Below are 18,219 nucleotides of genomic sequence, written 5' to 3' on the forward strand. Positions count from 1 at the left end.
CCGATTTCCATGTGGAGACTCCCCCCGTTCCGTATACAGATTATAGTGGCCTTGCTCTATTTTTTGGTCTTGGGAGGTTTAGGGCTCTGTCTCCGTTTGTTCCCTTTGGTCGAACTGCACATCAACTATAAATACTTTATTCACACCCACTCCCATATTGCTTTGTTAGGTTGGGTCTATCTAGGTCTAACAGCACTTGTAACCAGAAAAATCAAACTCGCCCCTAAAGGAGAAAAGTCCTTGGGAAGTTTGTATTGGTTTACCCAATTCACCCTTATTGGTATGCTCTTTAGCTTTCCTTTTCAGGGTTATGCGCTTTTTTCTATTATTTTTTCTACCCTGTTTTTGTTTGCCTCATATCGTTTTGCCTATCTGGTGTTCCGGTATGCCAGCCCCAATATTAAACAGAGGCCTATGTATTGGTGGGTGCGGCTAGGCTTATTGTGCTTGATCATATCTTCACTGGGCCCATGGAGCTTGGGCTATCTAATGAAAACCTTTGGCCCCACCTCGGTCTGGTACCGTCATGCCATTTATTTTTATTTACACTTTCTATACAATGGCTTTTTTATCGCTACCCTGTTCGGACTATGGTTCAAATCGGATGCCTCTCAAAACTTTAAACACAAATTGAGTTTTTGGTTGTTTGCTTTGGGTACGATGCTTAGTACCTTACTTTCCTTTGTTTGGGATAGTGGAAACCTTTTATTGGTACTACCCGGACTGCTTGGGGTAATCTTACTTATGATTTCATTGTTTTTTATGGTGAAAACCACAAAAACTACCCGAAAACCCAAGCCAATCGTAGCCATTTTATTGGGATTGTATGTTTGTAAGCTCATCTTTCAATTTGTAGGTGGTCTTCCCTTACATGACCTGCAATTAAACCGAAGCTTGATTATCGCATACCTACATTTTGTTTTCCTCGGCCCGATCAGTTTGACCCTGATACACCTTGTTTATAGGGAATTTAATAAGCGAATCCCATCGTTTTTTTTATGGTTTTATGCCCTGGGGTTTTTGGGTAGCGAATTTTTATTGGCATATAAGGGAGTCTTAGCTTTTTTCCAAGGGCCAAGCCTCGTTCAATTTGACTTTGTTTTACTAAGTTTCAGCACAATAATAGTTTTAGGCATAATCTCCCTTTTATATGATAATAAGGTAAACAAATAAGATCTGAAACCCTTTATCAAAACACCACCAAAAAAATCTTTGTTATCTTCGCTTGTCAAATAATGGTTCCTAATCGGAATGGATTAAATGACACTGCCTATGCCCAAAGGGTTACTTTCCTTACTTTTTTTTTACCTCCTATTGTCCGGATGCGTTTCTACTAAACAGGTATCGCAAACTACGGAAATCGAAAGATTATTTGCCCAGATTAAAAGTGATTCCGTCACACTGCATGCTTTCTTTTCGAAAATGCCCAAAGGAGGTGATCTTCATCACCATGCCAGTGGCACGCCCTATGCCGAACAATATATAGTAAATGCCAAATCGGATGGCCTTTGGGTAGATACCCTAAATTATTCTTTACAGCTTCCGAAAATCAGCGATTCTAACCGCCATAGTGTGTCGATAACTCAATGGACGAACGATAAATCATACGCCAAAGACTCACTAATTAACTACTGGTCTACCAGGAATTATAAAGAACGCGGTTTGGACGGACATCAATTATTCTTCTCTAGCTTTGGCCGATTTAAACACGCCTTTATAGGTCATGAGGCTGCCTTGCTATCGGCCATGTGCCAAAAAGCCCAAAAAGACCATATTTCCTATTTGGAAACCATGATACGTGTGGCCAATATACAAGATAGTATAGCCCAAATAGCACCATCCAATTTCAATTTGACCACACAAGAATCAAGAGAACAGCGATTGGAGCGTTTGTATCAAACCCTAAAGGACAAAGGAATGGATACTTGGGTAAATGCCAATGTAGATTCTTTGGCCAGTTATTATAATAACACGAATAAAAATGGTATCACGCTGCGATTCCAAACCTATGGTATACGGGTATTGGACAACCCGGCCCTAACATTTGCCCAACTGTTACTCGGTTTTGAGACCGCCCAGAAAAGTCCGTATTTGGTGGGGGTAAACTTTGTGGCCCCTGAAGACCATCCGAAAGCCTTGGCTAATTACGACCTTCATATGGCCATGTTCGCTTTCTTAGGTAAAAAATTCCCGAAAGTACCCATTGCCATTCATGCCGGGGAACTGGCCCATGGTAAAGGGGCAGCTCAAAACGATGACTTTAAAGACCATATCGAAAAAGCAGTACGTATGGCCGGTGCCCAACGTATAGGGCATGGGGTTGGCATATTAGAGGAGGAAAATGCCCAAGAAACCTTGGCATATATGCGTAAAAAGGGGATTGCCGTAGAAATCAATTTACGGAGTAACGAGGTAATATTGGAACGTAATCCTAAAAACCATCCGATTCGGGCCTATTGGAAAGCCGGGGTACCTGTGTGCATTTCAACAGATGATGAAGGGGTACTGCGCACCGATCTTACCGCCCAATACCTACTGTTAACCCAATACTTACCCGAATTGGGGTATGCCGATATCAAATCTATTGTTTTGAACGGCATACAATACGCCTTTTTGGAACCGAGGGTAAAAAAGGAATTGCTCCAAAAATTAAAGAACGATTTTACCCGATTTGAAAAAGATATTCTAAGCGCTAAAGCAATATATTAATTAAAACCTTGCTTCAATAGGCGAACCATTCCTGCAAATTCTTCCGGATTCTTAGAGGCAAAGCCGATCCGGATGCCCCCATGCCCTTTTTGAGCCCTATCATATCTCATCCAATCGCCAATCCCTAAACCTAACTTTTCGAGTTTAGGAGCGATCGTCGACCATTGATAGGGGGCCTTTAGAACCGCCCAAAACGCCATACCTCCCTTTGGCAAATCGAAATCAAAATAATCACCCACCTCTTTCTTTAACAAGGCATACCCCAAATCCCTCCGTAATTTGTACTCCCTAGAAACCTTTCGTATATGCCCCTCCAAATGACCTTGAGCTATAAATCTAGCAAAGGCATGTTCGAGAACGGCATCACCCTGGCGGTCTATATACCGTCGAACCCGGGCTGCTTCTTCGATTACTTGCTCGGGGCCGATAAAATAACCCACCCGAAAAACAGGGGCCACCGTTTTACAGACCGAGCCCATATACAGAACATTACCCTGGCTATCGTGACTGGCCAATGGTAGAATGGGAGCATGATCATAATGGAAATCGTAATCGTAATCGTCTTCCATAATGGCGAAGCGGTATCTTTGGGCCAAATTCAACAACTGCATCCTACGCCGGGCATTTAGGGTTACCGTGGTCGGATGATGATGGTGTGGTGTTAGGTATACCGCCCGTATTTTATTCCCTTTTAAAAGTTCTTCCAATGTTTTGGTATCCAGTCCATTTTCGTCTACAGGAACACGCATTAGGGTAGCGCCGGCCTTTTCAAAACTTATATCGGCCGCACTATAGTTGGTCTCCCCTACTACTACCACATCTCCCGGACCAACAAGTATCTTGGCCGACAGATGAATACCCATTTGGCTTCCCCGGGTAATCAATATGTTTTTCGTAGAAATGTCTAAACCTCGGGTTTCATTCAAGTATCCGACCAATACTTCCCGGAGGTATTGATTTCCTTTGGGGTCGCCATATCCCATTAGATCGGGTAAGGTAGGATCCAATAAAACTTGCCTATACAATTTTCCCAATTGGGCATTGGGAGACCATCTACTATCGGACACCCCATCATCGATATGGTATTTCAAGTGTGCCTTCACTTCAAAAGGCATCAATCTCGGATCGCTACACCAATCAAAATTAGGTGTCGTGGAAACTTTGACTGAAGTTTTCATTCTTTTACCGGCCCCTTGTAACTGGGGAATATCAAAAGCCACAAAAGTTCCTTTCTTGGGAATAGTCTCTACCCAGCCCTGCATAATCAATTCGTCATAGGCCGCTACAATGGTTTTACGATGCACCCCTAAGGTTTCGGCCAATACCCTAGAGCTGGGTAGTGGCGTACCAACGGCCAAATGCCCTTGTTTTATCAATCCGATCAATTGATTGGCCAATTGTACGAAAAGGGCAACGGAACTGTTCCGCTCCAATTGGATTAAAGAGTCAAACGGAATCACTGGACTACTTGTTTGAGTATTTCTGGACTATCTAAGTAGACCAAATGTACGATAATTTTGAAACGAAATAACGAACCTTATGTTAGCATTACGACCTAGTTGCGAAAATTGCAACAAAGCTTTACCCCCTCATAGCACCGAGGCCATGATCTGCACCTACGAATGTACTTTTTGCCGGGATTGTGTTAATGATATCATGCAGAACGTCTGCCCCAATTGTGGCGGCGGATTTACTCCTAGACCTATTAGACCCAAAGATGGGCTCGCAAAATACCCACCGTCCCAAAAAGTGGTTCATAAACCCGTCGACATGGAGTCTTTCCAAGAAAAGTTAAACCGATTCAAATCAATTCCGCCAGAAAAGCGATAGCAACATAACCAAGCGTTAAACCATCATTAATCCATAAAAAAATCAAATATTGAACCATGCAATACCCAAAAACACCTTTGAACAAAGTAGTACGCGGCAACAATAGGGCCCGGTACGACCAAAAAACCGTATTCGACATTCTAGATGCCGGCTTTGTAGGCTTCGTCTCCTACAATTACGAAGAAAAAGCCATGAGTATCCCGATGGCCTATGCCAGGCTGGGCGAATCGGTCTATTTACATGGCTCTAGAAAGAACAGAATGCTCACCAGCTTGCTCCAACAGCAAGACGCCAGTATGACGGTTATGCATTTAGATGGTTTGGTCTTGGCGCGTTCGGGTTTTCACCATTCTGTGAATTATCGGTCGGTCACCTTATTCGGCCCTTTAACAGAAATTACGGATTCCGATGAAAAAAACACTGTATTAAAGGCCATCGTAGATCAAATGATACCAGACAGATACGAAAGTTTGCGCCCGATGAACGACAAAGAACGCAACGCAACTTTGGTTGTCGAACTAAAGATAGCATCGGCTTCGGCCAAGGTTCGTGATGTGGGGGTGTTGGATGAAAAGGAAGACATGGATTATCCGGTTTGGGCGGGTGTAATACCCATTAAACAAGTGGCATTACCCCCTATTGCAGATGAAAACCTTTCAGAAACGCTTCCTACCCCGGCCCACATTACCGATTATTACGAAAAACACCGCATATGATCATGTAAACAAGCCTAGTTCCTGGCTCTCGTAAATTTTTCGTAACTTATAGAACACCCAAACCAACAAGAATGGAGAACTATAGCATGGAAGAAGCTGTTTACTTAAGAAGATTAAATGAAAACGATGTCGAATCCCTAAGACAGCTTATCGGGCTTTTCCGAATGGTCTTCGAAGAGAATCCGAATGCCCTTCCTTCTAAAACATATCATCAAAAATTATTGGCCAACCCGCATTTTTTGGCCTTTTGTGCCTTTGACCATCAAAAAGTCGTTGGGGGCATTACGGCCTATGAGCTTCAAAAATACGATCAAGAAGCCTCTGAAATTTTTGTTTATGACATCGCCGTACATCCTGACTTTCATCGCAAGGGATTAGGAAAACAGCTGGTAGAGGCTTTGACCGAATACGGCAAGGCCCATAATGTACAGGTCATTTTCGTTGGTGCCCATGAAGAAGACCAACATGCCCTCGACTTTTACCAGGCTACAGGGGGTAAAGGGGAAAAGGTGGTCTTATTCAATTACCAGCCATAAACCTTTTAAATTTGTTGGAATAAAGTAGGATTTGGTTTCTTTTCATTCGATCCACCATAAAGTTTATGCGTTTTTACAGCTTACTCAGCGCCATTATTTTTCCATTAACTATTCTTGGACAGGATACGGCACCAATTCTAGATTCAGATACACTTCGAATACGTCAACTAACTGCTAACACCTATGTTCATATCAGTTATTTACCTACCGATAGTTATGGTAAAGTGGTTTGTAACGGCCTCATTTACGTTGATGGAGGCCAAGCTTTGGTTTTAGATAGTCCCACATCTACCGAGGCCACCCAAATGTTGCTCCGTACTATTGAGCAGCAAATAAGGGCTAAGGTCATTGGCGTAGTGGCCAACCATTATCATGAAGACTGCACCGCGGGTCTTACCGTATTTCATGAAAAAGGAATTCCCTCCTATGCCCTGAACGAAACCTTGGTATTGGCAAAAGATAAAGGGAAGCCGGTACCCCAGCATGGCTTTGATGAAAACCTGACCCTTAAAGTGGGCAACAAAGAAGTTCGTAACCGATTTTTTGGGGCAGCACATTCCAGGGACAATATCTGCTCATATCTTCCTTCTGAAAAGGTGTTGTTCGGTGGATGTCCGGTAAAATCCCTTGGAGCGGGCAAAGGCTATTTGGGCGATGCCGATACTGAACAATGGCCTAAGACCCTTACATTGGTAAAACAGGCCTATCCCGATATTGAAGTGGTCGTTCCGGGACATGGCAAATCTGGAGGGGTAGAACTTTTGGACTTTACCATCCAGTTATTTAAGAATTAAATGCAGTGGTATTGTTAGTATCAGATTATATGAATCCATTGTTTTCAGATTACCCTAATTGATTTTTTGTAACTTGGAAATTAGTAACCATGTCCATGTCATGAAAAAGTTTTCCATTTTCCTTGTTCTTATAATTGCCTTTTCCTGTAAACAAAAAGAAGCCCCAACACCAAAAGAGGTTCCTGCCCCTACACCAATAGTTGACAAATCAGCCTATAATGCCGAAAAAGCCAAAGCCTTTGGTGCCGATGAGTACGGAATGAAAAAATACATTTTCGCCTTTTTGAAAAAGGGTCCTAATCGTGATCAGGATTCCATTACAAAAGCGGAGTTACAACGGGCACATTTAAAAAACATCAATCGCTTGGCGGCCGAAGGAAAATTGGTCTTGGCCGGACCCTTTTTCGGGGAAGAAAATTTGTTGGGACTCTATATTTTCAATGTTCCTGACCTAGCCACTGCCGAAGCCCTTGCCAATAGTGATCCTGCCATAAAAGCCGGCAGTTTAACCTTAGAGCTTAAAGAATGGTACGGTAGTGCCGCTTTAATGGAAGTCAATGAAATCCATGGCACTTTGGAAAAAAAGGACGTGGCCAGTGAATAGGACTAACATTCTCTAAGTAAAGCACTTAATTCATGTACACTTTTTCAATCATCGTGAAAAGGCAGCCCTTTACGCTTTTGAACCCTTAAAATTACGTACATTATCGGCCGTTATACAAAACCGGCCTATGGAAAAACCCATGTCCCCCAAAACGAACAACACCCCTTGGTACCTACGATTACCCCATTCGGTGGCCATGTTGTTCGGTATTATCCTTTTGGTTACCCTTTTTACTTATATTTTTCCGGCAGGCACCTATGAACGCATCATGGTAGCTGGTAAAAGCAGGGTGGTTCCGGGTTCTTACCAAACCATAGCCAATACCCCTGTTGGTTTTTTAGATATGTTCCGGGCCATTCCCTTAGGGTTTAAAGAGGCCGTAGAGATTATCTTTATCGTGATCGCTGGGGGCATTATGTTCAGTGTCATGGAAAAGACCCATGCCGTTGAAAATGCGGTTGGTTCGTTAGTGAACAAATTAGGGGTTGAAAAAAAATACTTGATTATTGTTTTGGTCACCTTTACCTATGGTCTGCTTGGTGTAGCCGTAGGTTACGAGAACAATATCGCCTTGGTGCCGGTGGCGGCCGTTTTAAGTCTGGCCTTAGGGGGCGACCTAATCTTGGCGGCCGGAATATCGGTGGGGGCCATGACCGTCGGCTTTGGCCTATCGCCAATTAACGCTTACACCGTGGGTACAGGTCATAAAATTGCCGAATTACCCATGTTTTCCGGGGCTATTCTTAGAACCTTACTTTGCATGGCCGGACTCTCTGTTATGGCTTGGTACAATGTGCGCTATTTTAAACGTATTACCAAAAACCCCGAAAAGAGTTTGGGTAAAGGACTGAATATTGATGGGATATCACTTTCCAAACCCCTAGACCAATATCGGATGGATGCCAAAAGTATTACCGTGGTCTCCATTTTCTTAATCGGTTTACTGGTTATTATCTATGGGGTGTTCAACTACAAATGGTATATCAACGAACTATCGGCCGTGTTTCTAATGATTACTTTGGCCGTGGGTCTGGTAAGTCAAATGAACGCCACCGATTTTAGCAAAACCATATTGGCAGGCGTGGCCCTAGCGGCTCCGGGTGCCTTTATGGTTGGCTACGCCACTTCGATAAAGGTGTTATTGGGTATGGGCAATATTAGCGATACGATCTCCTATACTTTATCGGAGTTGTTGCAAGACTTGCCCCTGCATGCCTCGGTAGTGGGTATGGCCGTGGCCCAGGGCATCATCAATTTTTTTATCCCTTCGGGTAGTGGGCAGGCCTTGGCCACCCTTCCGGTAATGATTCCCATGGGCGATGTGTTGGGCATTAGTAGGCAAACCACCATTTTGGCCTTTCAAATCGGCGATGGCCTTAGTAATTTATTAAATCCTACTTTGGGCGGACTTATAGCCATGCTCAGCATGTGCCGCGTGCCCCTCGACCGTTGGTTCCGGTTTATTTTTCCGCTTACACTTATGCTGTTCGCCTTAGCCACTGTGGCTTTGATCATTGCGGTTAGTATAAATTACAGTTGAAAGCGTTTTAAATAGCGTATAGAATATAGAACATAGAAAATAGAGGATAGACAAGTAGGAAAGCAGAACCTTCAAAGTTCCCATAAGAATACAAAACAACATGCACGTAGAAGACATACTTAAAAAATTAGTTTCCTTCCCGGTTTTGGGCGGGCAATCGAATTTGGCCATTTTGGAATGGATCCAAAGTTATATTGAAGGCTATGGGATTACCACCACTTTGGTACCGAACCAAGAGGGCAGCAAGGCCTCATTACATTGTCGTATTGGTCCGGCCGTAGACGGTGGAAGCATTCTTTCGGGCCATATGGATGTGGTTCCGGTGGAAGGCCAAGACTGGCATACCGACCCCTTTGTTTTGACCGATAAAGGCGACGGCAAACTCTACGGTCGCGGTTCTTGTGATATGAAAGGCTTTTTGGCCTGTTGTTTGGCCGTATTACCCGAAATGGTGAAAGCTACGTTAACCAAGCCTATTTACTTTGCCTTTTCTTATGATGAGGAAATCGGTTGTTTGGCCGCCCCTGAACTGGCCGAACATATCAACACCTTTTATACCGAAAAACCCAAGTACGCCCTAATTGGCGAACCTTCGTTGATGCAACCCATTGTGGGCCAAAAAGGCATTTATATTATGAAGGTTACCGTTGAAGGCTCTGCCGGGCATAGTAGCCGTATTCGACAAGAAGTCAGTGCGGTTCACGAAGCGGCCCGACTCATTTTATGGCTCGAAGACCGTATGAACCGATTGGTAGAGGCCGGTCATTTAGATGAAAGGTTCCACCCGCCCCATACCTCGTTCCATATTGGTATGGTTCAAGGGGGTGTAGCGCCCAATGTAATTGCCGATAAGGCCCATTTCTTTGTGGATATTAGAACCATTCCACAAGATAAATTGGCGGACTTGATAGCAGAGTTCGAAGCACATTGTAAAATTGAGGAAGCACGTTTACAAAAAACATTTGCCGGTTCACGTATCCGAATTGAAGAAGACCACCCACCCGTACCGCCATTAGACACCACCAACGATGCCGAAGTGGTAGCGCTGATCAAAAGCATTTCGTGCCGACAAGATGTGGGAACAGTAGCCTATGCAGCCGAAGCCGGACAATTTGCAGAAGCCGGTTTCCAAAGTGTTATCTGTGGTCCAGGTTCCATTGCCCAAGCCCATAGGGCCAACGAATTCATCGCCAAAGACGAATTGCAAAAAGGCGTGGAAATGTTGCAAAAGCTGGTAGCCCTTTCGAGTTAAATCAAGTTGTAAGGCATCCGAATACGGGACAACCATACTAGAAAGCTAGCTTGAGCATCGACCTTGGCTATTTCTAGCAAATAGTGGCAAATTGCCATGGTATTACTCAAATGTATCACATCGGAAACAACCGACATAAATCAATATTGGATCAAATAACGTAAGGCTTGGTGTTGCCCGCAGGTTTTGACGACTACTTTTTGGGCTTCCGATAAATACTCCCATTCCGAAACGTCCAAAAATTGACCGTTCATACGGATGTTTTTTGGCGGTTTGGCCGAATGCCACCTTAAAATATGGGGCGAAATGCCCCCCTGCATATGCACTTCCAATTCATCGTTGTCTAGACGATACGATATTTCGGTAGAACCGCCATGCTCTTTATAATCGGTAAAGCGATGCGTGCCAGCTTTCGGATACATCAAATACGTACGGAAACCCTCGGACGCCTTATCCCCAAACCCCGTATAATCGCGGGAGACATTCATGGGTATGATCGCCCCTTCACGAACATAGACCGGAAATTCATCCATGGGATAATCCTTCTTTATATTTTGATTGCCGCCCAAGAGCGCCGCATCGTCAAAGAGGTATCGCCATTGCCCCTCAGGAAGGCTCACCTCCCTAAAGGTATCATCGACATAAATAGGGGCCACCAAAAAATCTTCCCCGAACATATAGTGATAATCCCCATTCTCCAAAGGGGTCTGTAAGCGCCTTCCCCCGGTATGGGCCGTATGTACATAATGGTACATATAGGGGACCAATTCGGTATGTAACCAAGAGAATTTCCGGATTACCTTCAATTCTTCCTGCGATCGCTTCCACAGCCTGCGTTCTCCATGGCCGCCATTCATAAACAACCCACAAAAGGCAGAGAACTGGGCCCAACGCATATAGAGACGTGGCGGAATGGTACCCCCGGAAAATCCGGCCACATCGGATCCGATGACACTATAGCCTTTCTTGGCACTTCGTAATATACTTTTAATGGCCGCTTCAAAGCCTTGTACCCCATCCAATGCCTTATCCTTAGCATCTCCTTCCCCACTTCCCTTCCATTGGTGTTCTTGGTCGCCCACCCAGTTTACCGGAGAGGCATCTATAGGTGCAAAGCCTTCGGGATGGTAGCCCCTATCCATAGATCGGCTCAAAGTCACAAAATCGGGACTAGACTTCAACCCGTTTTCGTATTCCTTTCGGTAATACAGATTCATATACTTACGGGTACTGATAATACCTTGATGGCTTTTTTTATAAAACAAGGGTAATGGACCTAGCTCGGTCCAGAACAAGGTTGCCGCACCGTCCAGTTTCCAACCATCTATCCCCCAATCCAGAAGGGGTTGTTGTTTCGCATGCCACCATTGGCGCGCTTCAGGATGGGTATAATCTAAAAAACCACCTTTTCCTTTCCACCATTTGTTCGGCTTGGATCCCCCAATCACATAACCTTTTTCCGCAATGGAATCGAACCAAATTTTTGAATTGGTAATATGGGTGTCCTTACTGCTTTCATTGACCATGGAGGTCAACCAAAGTACCACTCGATAACCGTCGTTCTGCAGACGGCCGAACCATTTTTCGGACTCGGGATAACGCAAGGTATCTACTTCAAAATCGTTATAACGTAAAGACCACGGACTATCGATTATTATGGTGCGTACCGGAATATCGTGTTCGGCATACCCGGCCAGTAATTCATCTACATATTCCGCCGTATTCACATCGTCTTCCCAAAGCCAACATTCCAAGGCCCAAGCCGGGGTCAATGGCGGATTGCCCTGACGCTGTCCATTAAACGGTATCCCCAAAAACGGATAAAAAAACAATACATAGGAAAGCAGGGCCAAAACCAGCAACACCCCAAAACCCCACTTGATTATGCTGCGAAACTTAGGGCGCATGTTTTTTCTTTTTAGGCCGCCAATACCCCAAATACAACAAGGCAAGGCCATACCCGAACAAAAACCCGCCTACCGCTAACAAAATGCCGCTGTACTCGGTATACACCTTGCTATAGCCTGGTATTCCGGTAGCACGACTTCCGTACAACAATCCCAAAGCCAACATAAACCCGGCACTCAACAAGGTCACTAAAGGAAAAAGTGTTTTGCTATGCTGGGTCTTGACAAAGCGTTTGCGTAGCGTAAAGCCCATAAAAAGCCAACCCCACCACGACAGGATTTGCCACGTATTCAACGTCCTGAAATAATTGAACAGCGTATGCCAAGGTGACCAGAACAGATTTTGATTTGGGTAATAGGGTCGGTCTATATATTTCAAAATACGTAAACGGGTGGTATCTGCGCTACGTATAATATCGAGTACCGACTTTTCCTTTTCCTTGGGATTCAGCTTGTCCCATTCAGGAATTTTAAAAGCATTCCATAAGGAGCATGCCCTACCGTAGCCATGGAAGTCAGCCCCGCCCACCATAGCCAGACCATGGGCTTCGCAAAAACTTCGTATATCGTTATGGATAGCAGGGTCGTAGAACAGGTCTTCTGCCGTGTTTTCGAGTTCAAATCCGTCTGCACCTAGGGCCAAGTAGCTTTCTTTACTATTTCCTTTCCCATCGAACCAATGGTTCATGAGCACTACTCCACCATGGGCATGCGTAGAATCGATGGCTTGTTGATCGGTAAACCCCTTCGTTGAAAAACTACCGTTCAGGCCTAACAAGCTCATATGGTTCGTGCCCGAAAACTCCTGGCCTACGAACACCAATGGCACCATGGGAAACCCACCTTGGCGTTGTGCTTCTGCAAAAGCCAAACTTTCCTGATGGTTTTTATGATCGGTAATAAAAAAGGCATCGAATCCGTTGCGTTTATGCCATTGCCACATGCCCTGCTGATCGATCAAACCATCATGACTAAAATCGGTATGGCAGTGGGTGGTCACCAAAACCTCTTGGCCACTGTTATTCACAATGGTGTTATTGGGCCATAGAATGAACAAAACCGCCACGAACACCGCAAAGCAAATACCCATTAGGGCCGGGATACGGGCCAAAACCCGACCGATATACCCTTTACGACCTTCCTTGGTAAGCATACCAAAACGAAGGGTTTTCACCAAAACATAGATACCCAAAATCCAGATGGGATAATACACCGATTCCTCCAAAAAATACAAGGAGCGATCCAAGAACAAGATTAGGCCGATAAAAGGCTCGAATACCATTCGGACGGTTTCGATCTTAACTGAATACTCAGCCGGGGCCGTTTTATGGAGTACATCCCAAATATGGACTTGAAATGGCAGGAAAAAGGCAATGAAACCTATTCCCAAACCCAGCCAAACTATCGGTTTTCGTATAAAGGCCTTAATCATCTTTTGGGCTCGATTTACCCAACAACACAAAAATCCCCGCCATTACCAATAAACCTGCCGTACCTACGGCCCCAACGATTATAGGGTCTAATTGGCAAGAAAGCCATTCGTAGGGCGCCCCGAGGTCCCGAAGGAAAGTCCCCCAAACAATAAGCAGTATACTAAAACCTACTGCGGTTATGCCTTGCCACTTCTTCAACTTAACCCCACTAAGGGCCAGTAAGAACAGACCGAGGATTCCGCCACCGAAAATACCGGAAATTTGCCACCAGACATCCAAGGCACTTTTGGCATTGATCATCAATAAGGCGAAAAAGATGCCGAAAACGCCCCAAATAACCGTAGCCCCACGTAAAAAACCTAGACTGCGTTTTTCGGTAGCATCCGGTTTTATGTATTTCTTATAAAAATCGATGAACAAAACAGTAGCCGAGCTATTCAAGGCCGAATCTACCGTACTCATAGAAGCCGCCATAATAGCCGCAATGATCAAGCCTTTGATTCCCACTGGTAATTCTTGGGCGATAAAGTGCGGAAACACCTGGTCCCCTTTGGTAACGGCATCGGGCAAGCTATGTACATCGCCCCCATAGTAAGCGAACAGTGCCGTGCCTATATATAAAAAGATAGCGGTTAAGGGTAAATACAGTAACATGGCGAACCAAACCGATTTCTTGGCTTCCTTTGTAGTAGCTACCGAGCTATATTTTTGGGTATAGTTCTGATCGGCAATCAAATTCCGGATGTTTTCCGTTATCCCATAGATAATCATCACCCAAATGGTGCGGGAGCTAAATGAAAAGTCGGATTCACCCAAACTGAACTTGTTTTCATCAAAGGCCCGTTGTATCAAATAATCGGGTTGGGCGAATACTTCTGATGTTAACAAATAACCCACAAAAATGATACCCCCAACCATAATGATGGATTGCATCACATCGGTCCAGATTACCGCTTCCATTCCCCCCATTAAGGTGTAGATAATGGTTACTACCCCAATGATCAGGATAACGGTTTCAATATCGACCTGAATAAATGAAGTAAGTAATAAAGAGGACAAGTACAGTATTACCGCCACACGGCCTATCATGAACAAGAGAAAGGAAAAGGCCGCATAATTGCGCCCCCAAGCCCCAACTTTTTGTTCCAAATAATTATAGACCGATATAATCTTATGTTTCCGATAGTGTGGTATTACATATTGGGCCACGAACCAGGTAACCGGAATCGCGGTCAAGGCAAAAATCAAGGGATGCCAATTGCCATCAAAGGCCTTACCCGGTACCGCTATGTACGAGATACTGGAAGTATAGGTACTCATTACCGCCAAACCAGCCGCCCAAGAAGGCACTCCCCTACCGGCCACCATAAAATGTTCCGAAGAACTACTCCGCTTAAAAAAGTAGACCCCCATAGCTACCAAAACCAATGCGTAAAGCACGATTATGGAGATATCGAGGGTTCCCAATTGATAATCCATGTTGTAATTTAATGGTATTCGTTAAATAAGGCTACATAGCTTTCCATTTTCTTTTTATCGGTACCGTTAAATGCCTTTAAAGGGGAGGCCATGGTATCGTCGCAAATCCCTAAAATGGAAAGCACACATTTGGTACCCACCGTAAATCGGGAGCTATTCTCTCCAATATTATATATGGTATGGTACACTTCAAGCACTTTTTCACGCAGCAAGCTTATCTTTTCGTTATCATTCGCCCGGGCCGCATCGTACAAAGCCACATACAGTTTCGGAAAGAAATTCGCACCACCGGCCACGGCACCATGCCCACCATTATGTATGGTCTCACCCAAAAACAATTCTGTTCCCGTAATTATCGCAAAATCGGGCTCATTTTTAAAGGTGTCGATCAAATTGTATAAATACCCCATATCGCCGGAACTATCTTTAATGCCAATAGCCCCCAGCTCTTGTGCTTTTTTAACCGTGGCCAAATCGAGGTGTAATTTGGTACAACTGGGCATATTGTAAATAAGATAGGGCAAGGGCAGTTTGGGCACCAAACGCTCTAAATACCCAACCATTTCGGCTTGGGAAATAGGCATATAATACGGAGGGGCCAACACCAAGGCATCGGCACCACTTTGGGCTGCGGCATGGGCGATTTCCAAACACCCTTTTTCAGAGGTATCGGTTATGCCCACCAAAAGGGGTACCCGCTTAGCGATAATACGGGCCGATTCTTGTATAAGCTCTTTTCGTAGCCCATAACTTAAACTGGGGCCCTCGCCATTGGTACCCAAGGCAAATATGCCATGGACACCCCCCGTTATCATGTGTTCTATTAGATTGGACAGCCCTTGAACATCGAGTTTACCGTCGGGTAACAACGGGGTGATCATGGGCGGAATAATGCCTTGTACAGGTAATTCCATTAGTTTGGTTTAGTTTAATGTTGGTTGAACTGATGCGACCTCTTTAACCCACGGAATTCGGGCTGGTTAACTAAAGGATGCCGCTCTATACAAAAGAAGCCCTATTTCGCCCAGATTGCCACTGTAATATTGTTATTATTACATCAAATATTGACTTCGAATTATTTAATTATCCGTATTTTAGGCAAATCATGTCAAAATACTTACGAAGTGGGGTTATTTTCTATGTATTGCTAAAATGATAGCCTACCCCCTCTAATCTGGAAGTGTTTTTGAGATGTACCAAACCGAATAATAGCCAAAACCACCAAACCAAATGGAATTCGTTTTTGAAAAAATCTTCGTTCCCAACAAACACTCGTTTATTTCGCGAAAATTACCATTAGAATCAAACGAAAAAATACATAGCCACAAGAATTTTGAACTGAATTATATCGGTTCGGGAACCGGGAGAAGGATCGTTGGGGACAATATTTCCGGCTTTGAAAAAGGCGACTTGGTTCTCATGGGGCCTAACCTACCCCATTGCTGGGAAGTATTGGACACGGAGAAAAACACCATACCCTATTGTATAGTCACCCATTTTTCAGAAGAAATAACCAATGCGGAGTTTTTTAAACTGCCCGAACTCGAAGGTGTTGTGGAGTTACTTAAAGCGGCCAACCGGGGATTACGTTTTAAGGTAGAAGACGATAGCCGTATCCGTTCTATTCTTGAAAAGACTACCACCCTGCACGGACTGGAGTATTATATAGAGTTGTTGAAAATCTTCAACATACTTATGAATACCGAAGAAAGAGAACAGCTCTCTAACCCTATGGACCAAACCCAAAACTTTTCAAAGAATCTGGAAAAGATCAATAAGGTATACGAATATGTTTTCCAGAATATACAGGAAGGCATCAAGCTGGAGGAAGCCGCCTCGGTAATCAATATGGCGCCAAGCTCGTTCTGCAGGTTCTTTAAAAAGAAGACCAAAGTTACCTTTATGGAGTACGTTAAGAGTGTACGCGTAGGTATCGCAGCCAAATTATTGGCCGAAACCGACAAACAGATTACCCAAATCTGTTTTGAATGCGGCTATAACAATTTGGCCAACTTTAACCATTACTTTAAGAAAAGTATGGGAAAGACCCCTTCGGAATACCGTAAGAGTTTCCGATAGTTAACACGACCCTACATAGGAAACCTATCGTGGGCCCCAGGTAATGACTCGTGAAGGTTGATGGACAGCACACACAATAAGGCCAAAACAACCAATATACCCAATCCGATAGCCCAAAACTTTTTTACCTCTACGACATTGACCCTATTTTCAAAAAAGGCCACCAAAGGCTTACGGAGCAAGAAGCCCAACAGGAGCAGGTTCAACAAATACAAATGGTGGTTCAGATGCAGTTCTCCCTGTAATAACCCGGTTTTCAAATAACTGATTACCGTATAACCCGTAAGGTACACCAATAGGAACCATACGCCTTGTTTATAATTCCATGCCTTATTCCAAAGGCGATATATCAAAAAGACGGTCATGACCACCAAAACCAATAGGGATATATGGGCGTTAAATCTCGCCAGATCAACCGCATTGGGTAAATCTTCCAAAGCCCTAATAAACTTTGATGGGGCTAAGCTTTCGCGATAAATTATGGCCGGAATGAATAACAGCAACACGACCAAGGCCAAATGTTGTGTCCGCATTGGTGGCTCCACCGAGATTTCCCATTCCGAACTGAACACCCCGTAAGCCATGCCCAATCCGCCAAAGAACCCGATACTATACTCCATTACATTCCACATATTAAAGGCTATCTCATAGGTATGCCCCATGGTTTGCAAGAAATTCCCAAAAGCAAACCCAAAGCCACCCCCGAACATACTGAACAGCGCAACCCTTAAGGCATTGGTCCTGCCCTCACGTGCCATATACCAAAGCATAGCCAAACCTATTCCCAAACAAACCGCCCAGGCTTCAGAACGTGGAGGTGTCATCTTAAACCCGATCTGTTCCACCAAAAAGTAATAGGCTATTACCCCGCCGGCGGTCAATTGAGCGGTAAGACTACCCCATTGCACTTTTTTCTTTGGCGTATCGTCCAAGGTCAAACCGACCAGACCTCCCCCAATCAATCCGAATAAACCTCCGATTACGAAAAGCATACCCAAACCATAAAAGGCATTCGGAAAATTATCGGCGCGACCATAACCTACGACCTGACCGTAACTGATCATACCACCAACGCCCCAACCTATACCACTCGCCAAAGCGACCAAGGGCAATTTGGCCCACCAATCTTTTCTGCCCGAGACCAAGATCAAAGCCAAACCACCGATGGCCCCGGCCCAAGTAGCGCCCTGCTCATGTCCGAATTGACCACGTATGGCCCAAGCTGTTGCCAAAGCCATAGCCACTACTAAAAATCCGAGTCTTTGTTGTTTGTCCATTGGTTTGAATTTAGTTGGTTTTTACCCTTTGTTCCAAAAATACAGAAGGGGACCACTCTATTT

16 protein-coding genes are annotated in these 18,219 nt (G+C 44.4%); 10 read left to right on the plus strand and 6 right to left on the minus strand.

Features of this window, described 5'->3' with window-relative positions; all coding sequences use genetic code 11:
* The first annotated feature begins 9 nt into the window (after positions 1–9).
* Together B7P33_RS00385 and B7P33_RS00390 are read left to right on the plus strand one after the other, a co-directional pair.
* Positions 10–1,173 (plus strand): hypothetical protein, encoded by a 1,164-nt coding sequence (locus tag B7P33_RS00385; RefSeq protein ID WP_141402356.1) that lies wholly within the window; start codon positions 10–12, stop codon positions 1,171–1,173.
* Positions 1,174–1,272: 99 nt separating this feature from the next.
* Positions 1,273–2,709: an amidohydrolase family protein gene (locus tag B7P33_RS00390; RefSeq protein WP_172435811.1), complete on the plus strand. Its 1,437-nt coding sequence runs from the start codon at positions 1,273–1,275 to the stop codon at positions 2,707–2,709.
* On the opposite strand, the gene pdxR is transcribed toward B7P33_RS00390, so the two are convergent.
* Positions 2,706–4,169: a MocR-like pyridoxine biosynthesis transcription factor PdxR gene (gene pdxR / locus B7P33_RS00395; protein WP_097439995.1), complete on the minus strand. Its 1,464-nt coding sequence runs from the start codon at positions 4,167–4,169 to the stop codon at positions 2,706–2,708. The two genes, B7P33_RS00390 and pdxR, sit on opposite strands and share 4 nt — an antisense overlap.
* Positions 4,170–4,248: 79 nt before the next feature.
* Between pdxR and B7P33_RS00400 the strand changes: the two genes are divergently transcribed.
* From B7P33_RS00400 to argE, 7 genes are all read left to right on the plus strand, one after another.
* The gene (locus B7P33_RS00400; protein WP_097439996.1) at positions 4,249–4,539 is read left to right on the plus strand and encodes a DUF1272 domain-containing protein; all 291 of its coding nucleotides are present in this window, start codon (positions 4,249–4,251) and stop codon (positions 4,537–4,539) included.
* A 56-nt stretch (positions 4,540–4,595) separates the two neighbouring features.
* Positions 4,596–5,255, plus strand: a complete 660-nt coding sequence (locus tag B7P33_RS00405) for a pyridoxamine 5'-phosphate oxidase family protein (RefSeq protein WP_097439997.1) — start codon at positions 4,596–4,598, stop codon at positions 5,253–5,255.
* A 71-nt stretch (positions 5,256–5,326) separates the two neighbouring features.
* Positions 5,327–5,791 carry a GNAT family N-acetyltransferase gene (locus B7P33_RS00410; protein WP_097439998.1) on the plus strand — a complete coding sequence of 155 codons (465 nt, stop codon included), beginning with the start codon at positions 5,327–5,329 and terminating at the stop codon, positions 5,789–5,791.
* 65 nt (positions 5,792–5,856) lie between these two features.
* The gene (bla, locus tag B7P33_RS00415; RefSeq protein ID WP_097439999.1) at positions 5,857–6,585 is read left to right on the plus strand and encodes a subclass B1 metallo-beta-lactamase; all 729 of its coding nucleotides are present in this window, start codon (positions 5,857–5,859) and stop codon (positions 6,583–6,585) included.
* Positions 6,586–6,685: 100 nt separating this feature from the next.
* A complete protein-coding gene (locus B7P33_RS00420) occupies positions 6,686–7,189 on the plus strand; it encodes a YciI family protein (RefSeq protein ID WP_097440000.1) in 504 nt (167 codons plus the stop codon).
* 127 nt (positions 7,190–7,316) lie between these two features.
* Entirely contained in the window at positions 7,317–8,729 is a 1,413-nt protein-coding gene (locus B7P33_RS00425) for a YfcC family protein (RefSeq protein ID WP_245871576.1), read from the plus strand.
* Positions 8,730–8,829: 100 nt separating this feature from the next.
* Positions 8,830–9,981 carry an acetylornithine deacetylase gene (gene argE / locus B7P33_RS00430; RefSeq protein WP_097440001.1) on the plus strand — a complete coding sequence of 384 codons (1,152 nt, stop codon included), beginning with the start codon at positions 8,830–8,832 and terminating at the stop codon, positions 9,979–9,981.
* 140 nt (positions 9,982–10,121) lie between these two features.
* Here argE and B7P33_RS00435 read toward each other — a convergent pair whose 3' ends face one another.
* The 4 genes from B7P33_RS00435 to B7P33_RS00450 are packed head-to-tail and all read right to left on the minus strand — an operon-like array spanning position 10,122 to position 15,714.
* Positions 10,122–11,888, minus strand: a complete 1,767-nt coding sequence (locus B7P33_RS00435; RefSeq protein ID WP_097440730.1) for a TIM-barrel domain-containing protein — start codon at positions 11,886–11,888, stop codon at positions 10,122–10,124.
* Positions 11,878–13,320 carry a PHP domain-containing protein gene (locus B7P33_RS00440; protein ID WP_097440002.1) on the minus strand — a complete coding sequence of 481 codons (1,443 nt, stop codon included), beginning with the start codon at positions 13,318–13,320 and terminating at the stop codon, positions 11,878–11,880. The genes B7P33_RS00435 and B7P33_RS00440 overlap by 11 nt, the downstream gene beginning before the upstream one ends.
* On the minus strand, positions 13,313–14,800 hold the full coding sequence (locus B7P33_RS00445) for a sodium:solute symporter family transporter (RefSeq protein WP_097440003.1): 1,488 nt from the start codon (positions 14,798–14,800) through the stop codon (positions 13,313–13,315). The genes B7P33_RS00440 and B7P33_RS00445 overlap by 8 nt, the downstream gene beginning before the upstream one ends.
* 8 nt (positions 14,801–14,808) lie before the next feature.
* Positions 14,809–15,714 carry a dihydrodipicolinate synthase family protein gene (locus tag B7P33_RS00450; protein ID WP_097440004.1) on the minus strand — a complete coding sequence of 302 codons (906 nt, stop codon included), beginning with the start codon at positions 15,712–15,714 and terminating at the stop codon, positions 14,809–14,811.
* 316 nt (positions 15,715–16,030) lie between these two features.
* On the opposite strand from B7P33_RS00450, the gene B7P33_RS00455 reads away from it, so the two are divergent.
* Positions 16,031–16,879, plus strand: coding sequence for an AraC family transcriptional regulator (locus B7P33_RS00455; RefSeq protein WP_097440005.1), 849 nt, complete (start codon positions 16,031–16,033; stop codon positions 16,877–16,879).
* Between the two features lie 11 nt (positions 16,880–16,890).
* On the opposite strand, the gene B7P33_RS00460 is transcribed toward B7P33_RS00455, so the two are convergent.
* Positions 16,891–18,156: a hypothetical protein gene (locus tag B7P33_RS00460; protein ID WP_097440006.1), complete on the minus strand. Its 1,266-nt coding sequence runs from the start codon at positions 18,154–18,156 to the stop codon at positions 16,891–16,893.
* Between the last annotated feature and the right edge of the window lie 63 nt (positions 18,157–18,219).

The organism is Sediminicola luteus, from assembly GCF_002514735.1.
In the GTDB taxonomy this organism is placed as follows: domain Bacteria; phylum Bacteroidota; class Bacteroidia; order Flavobacteriales; family Flavobacteriaceae; genus HQA918.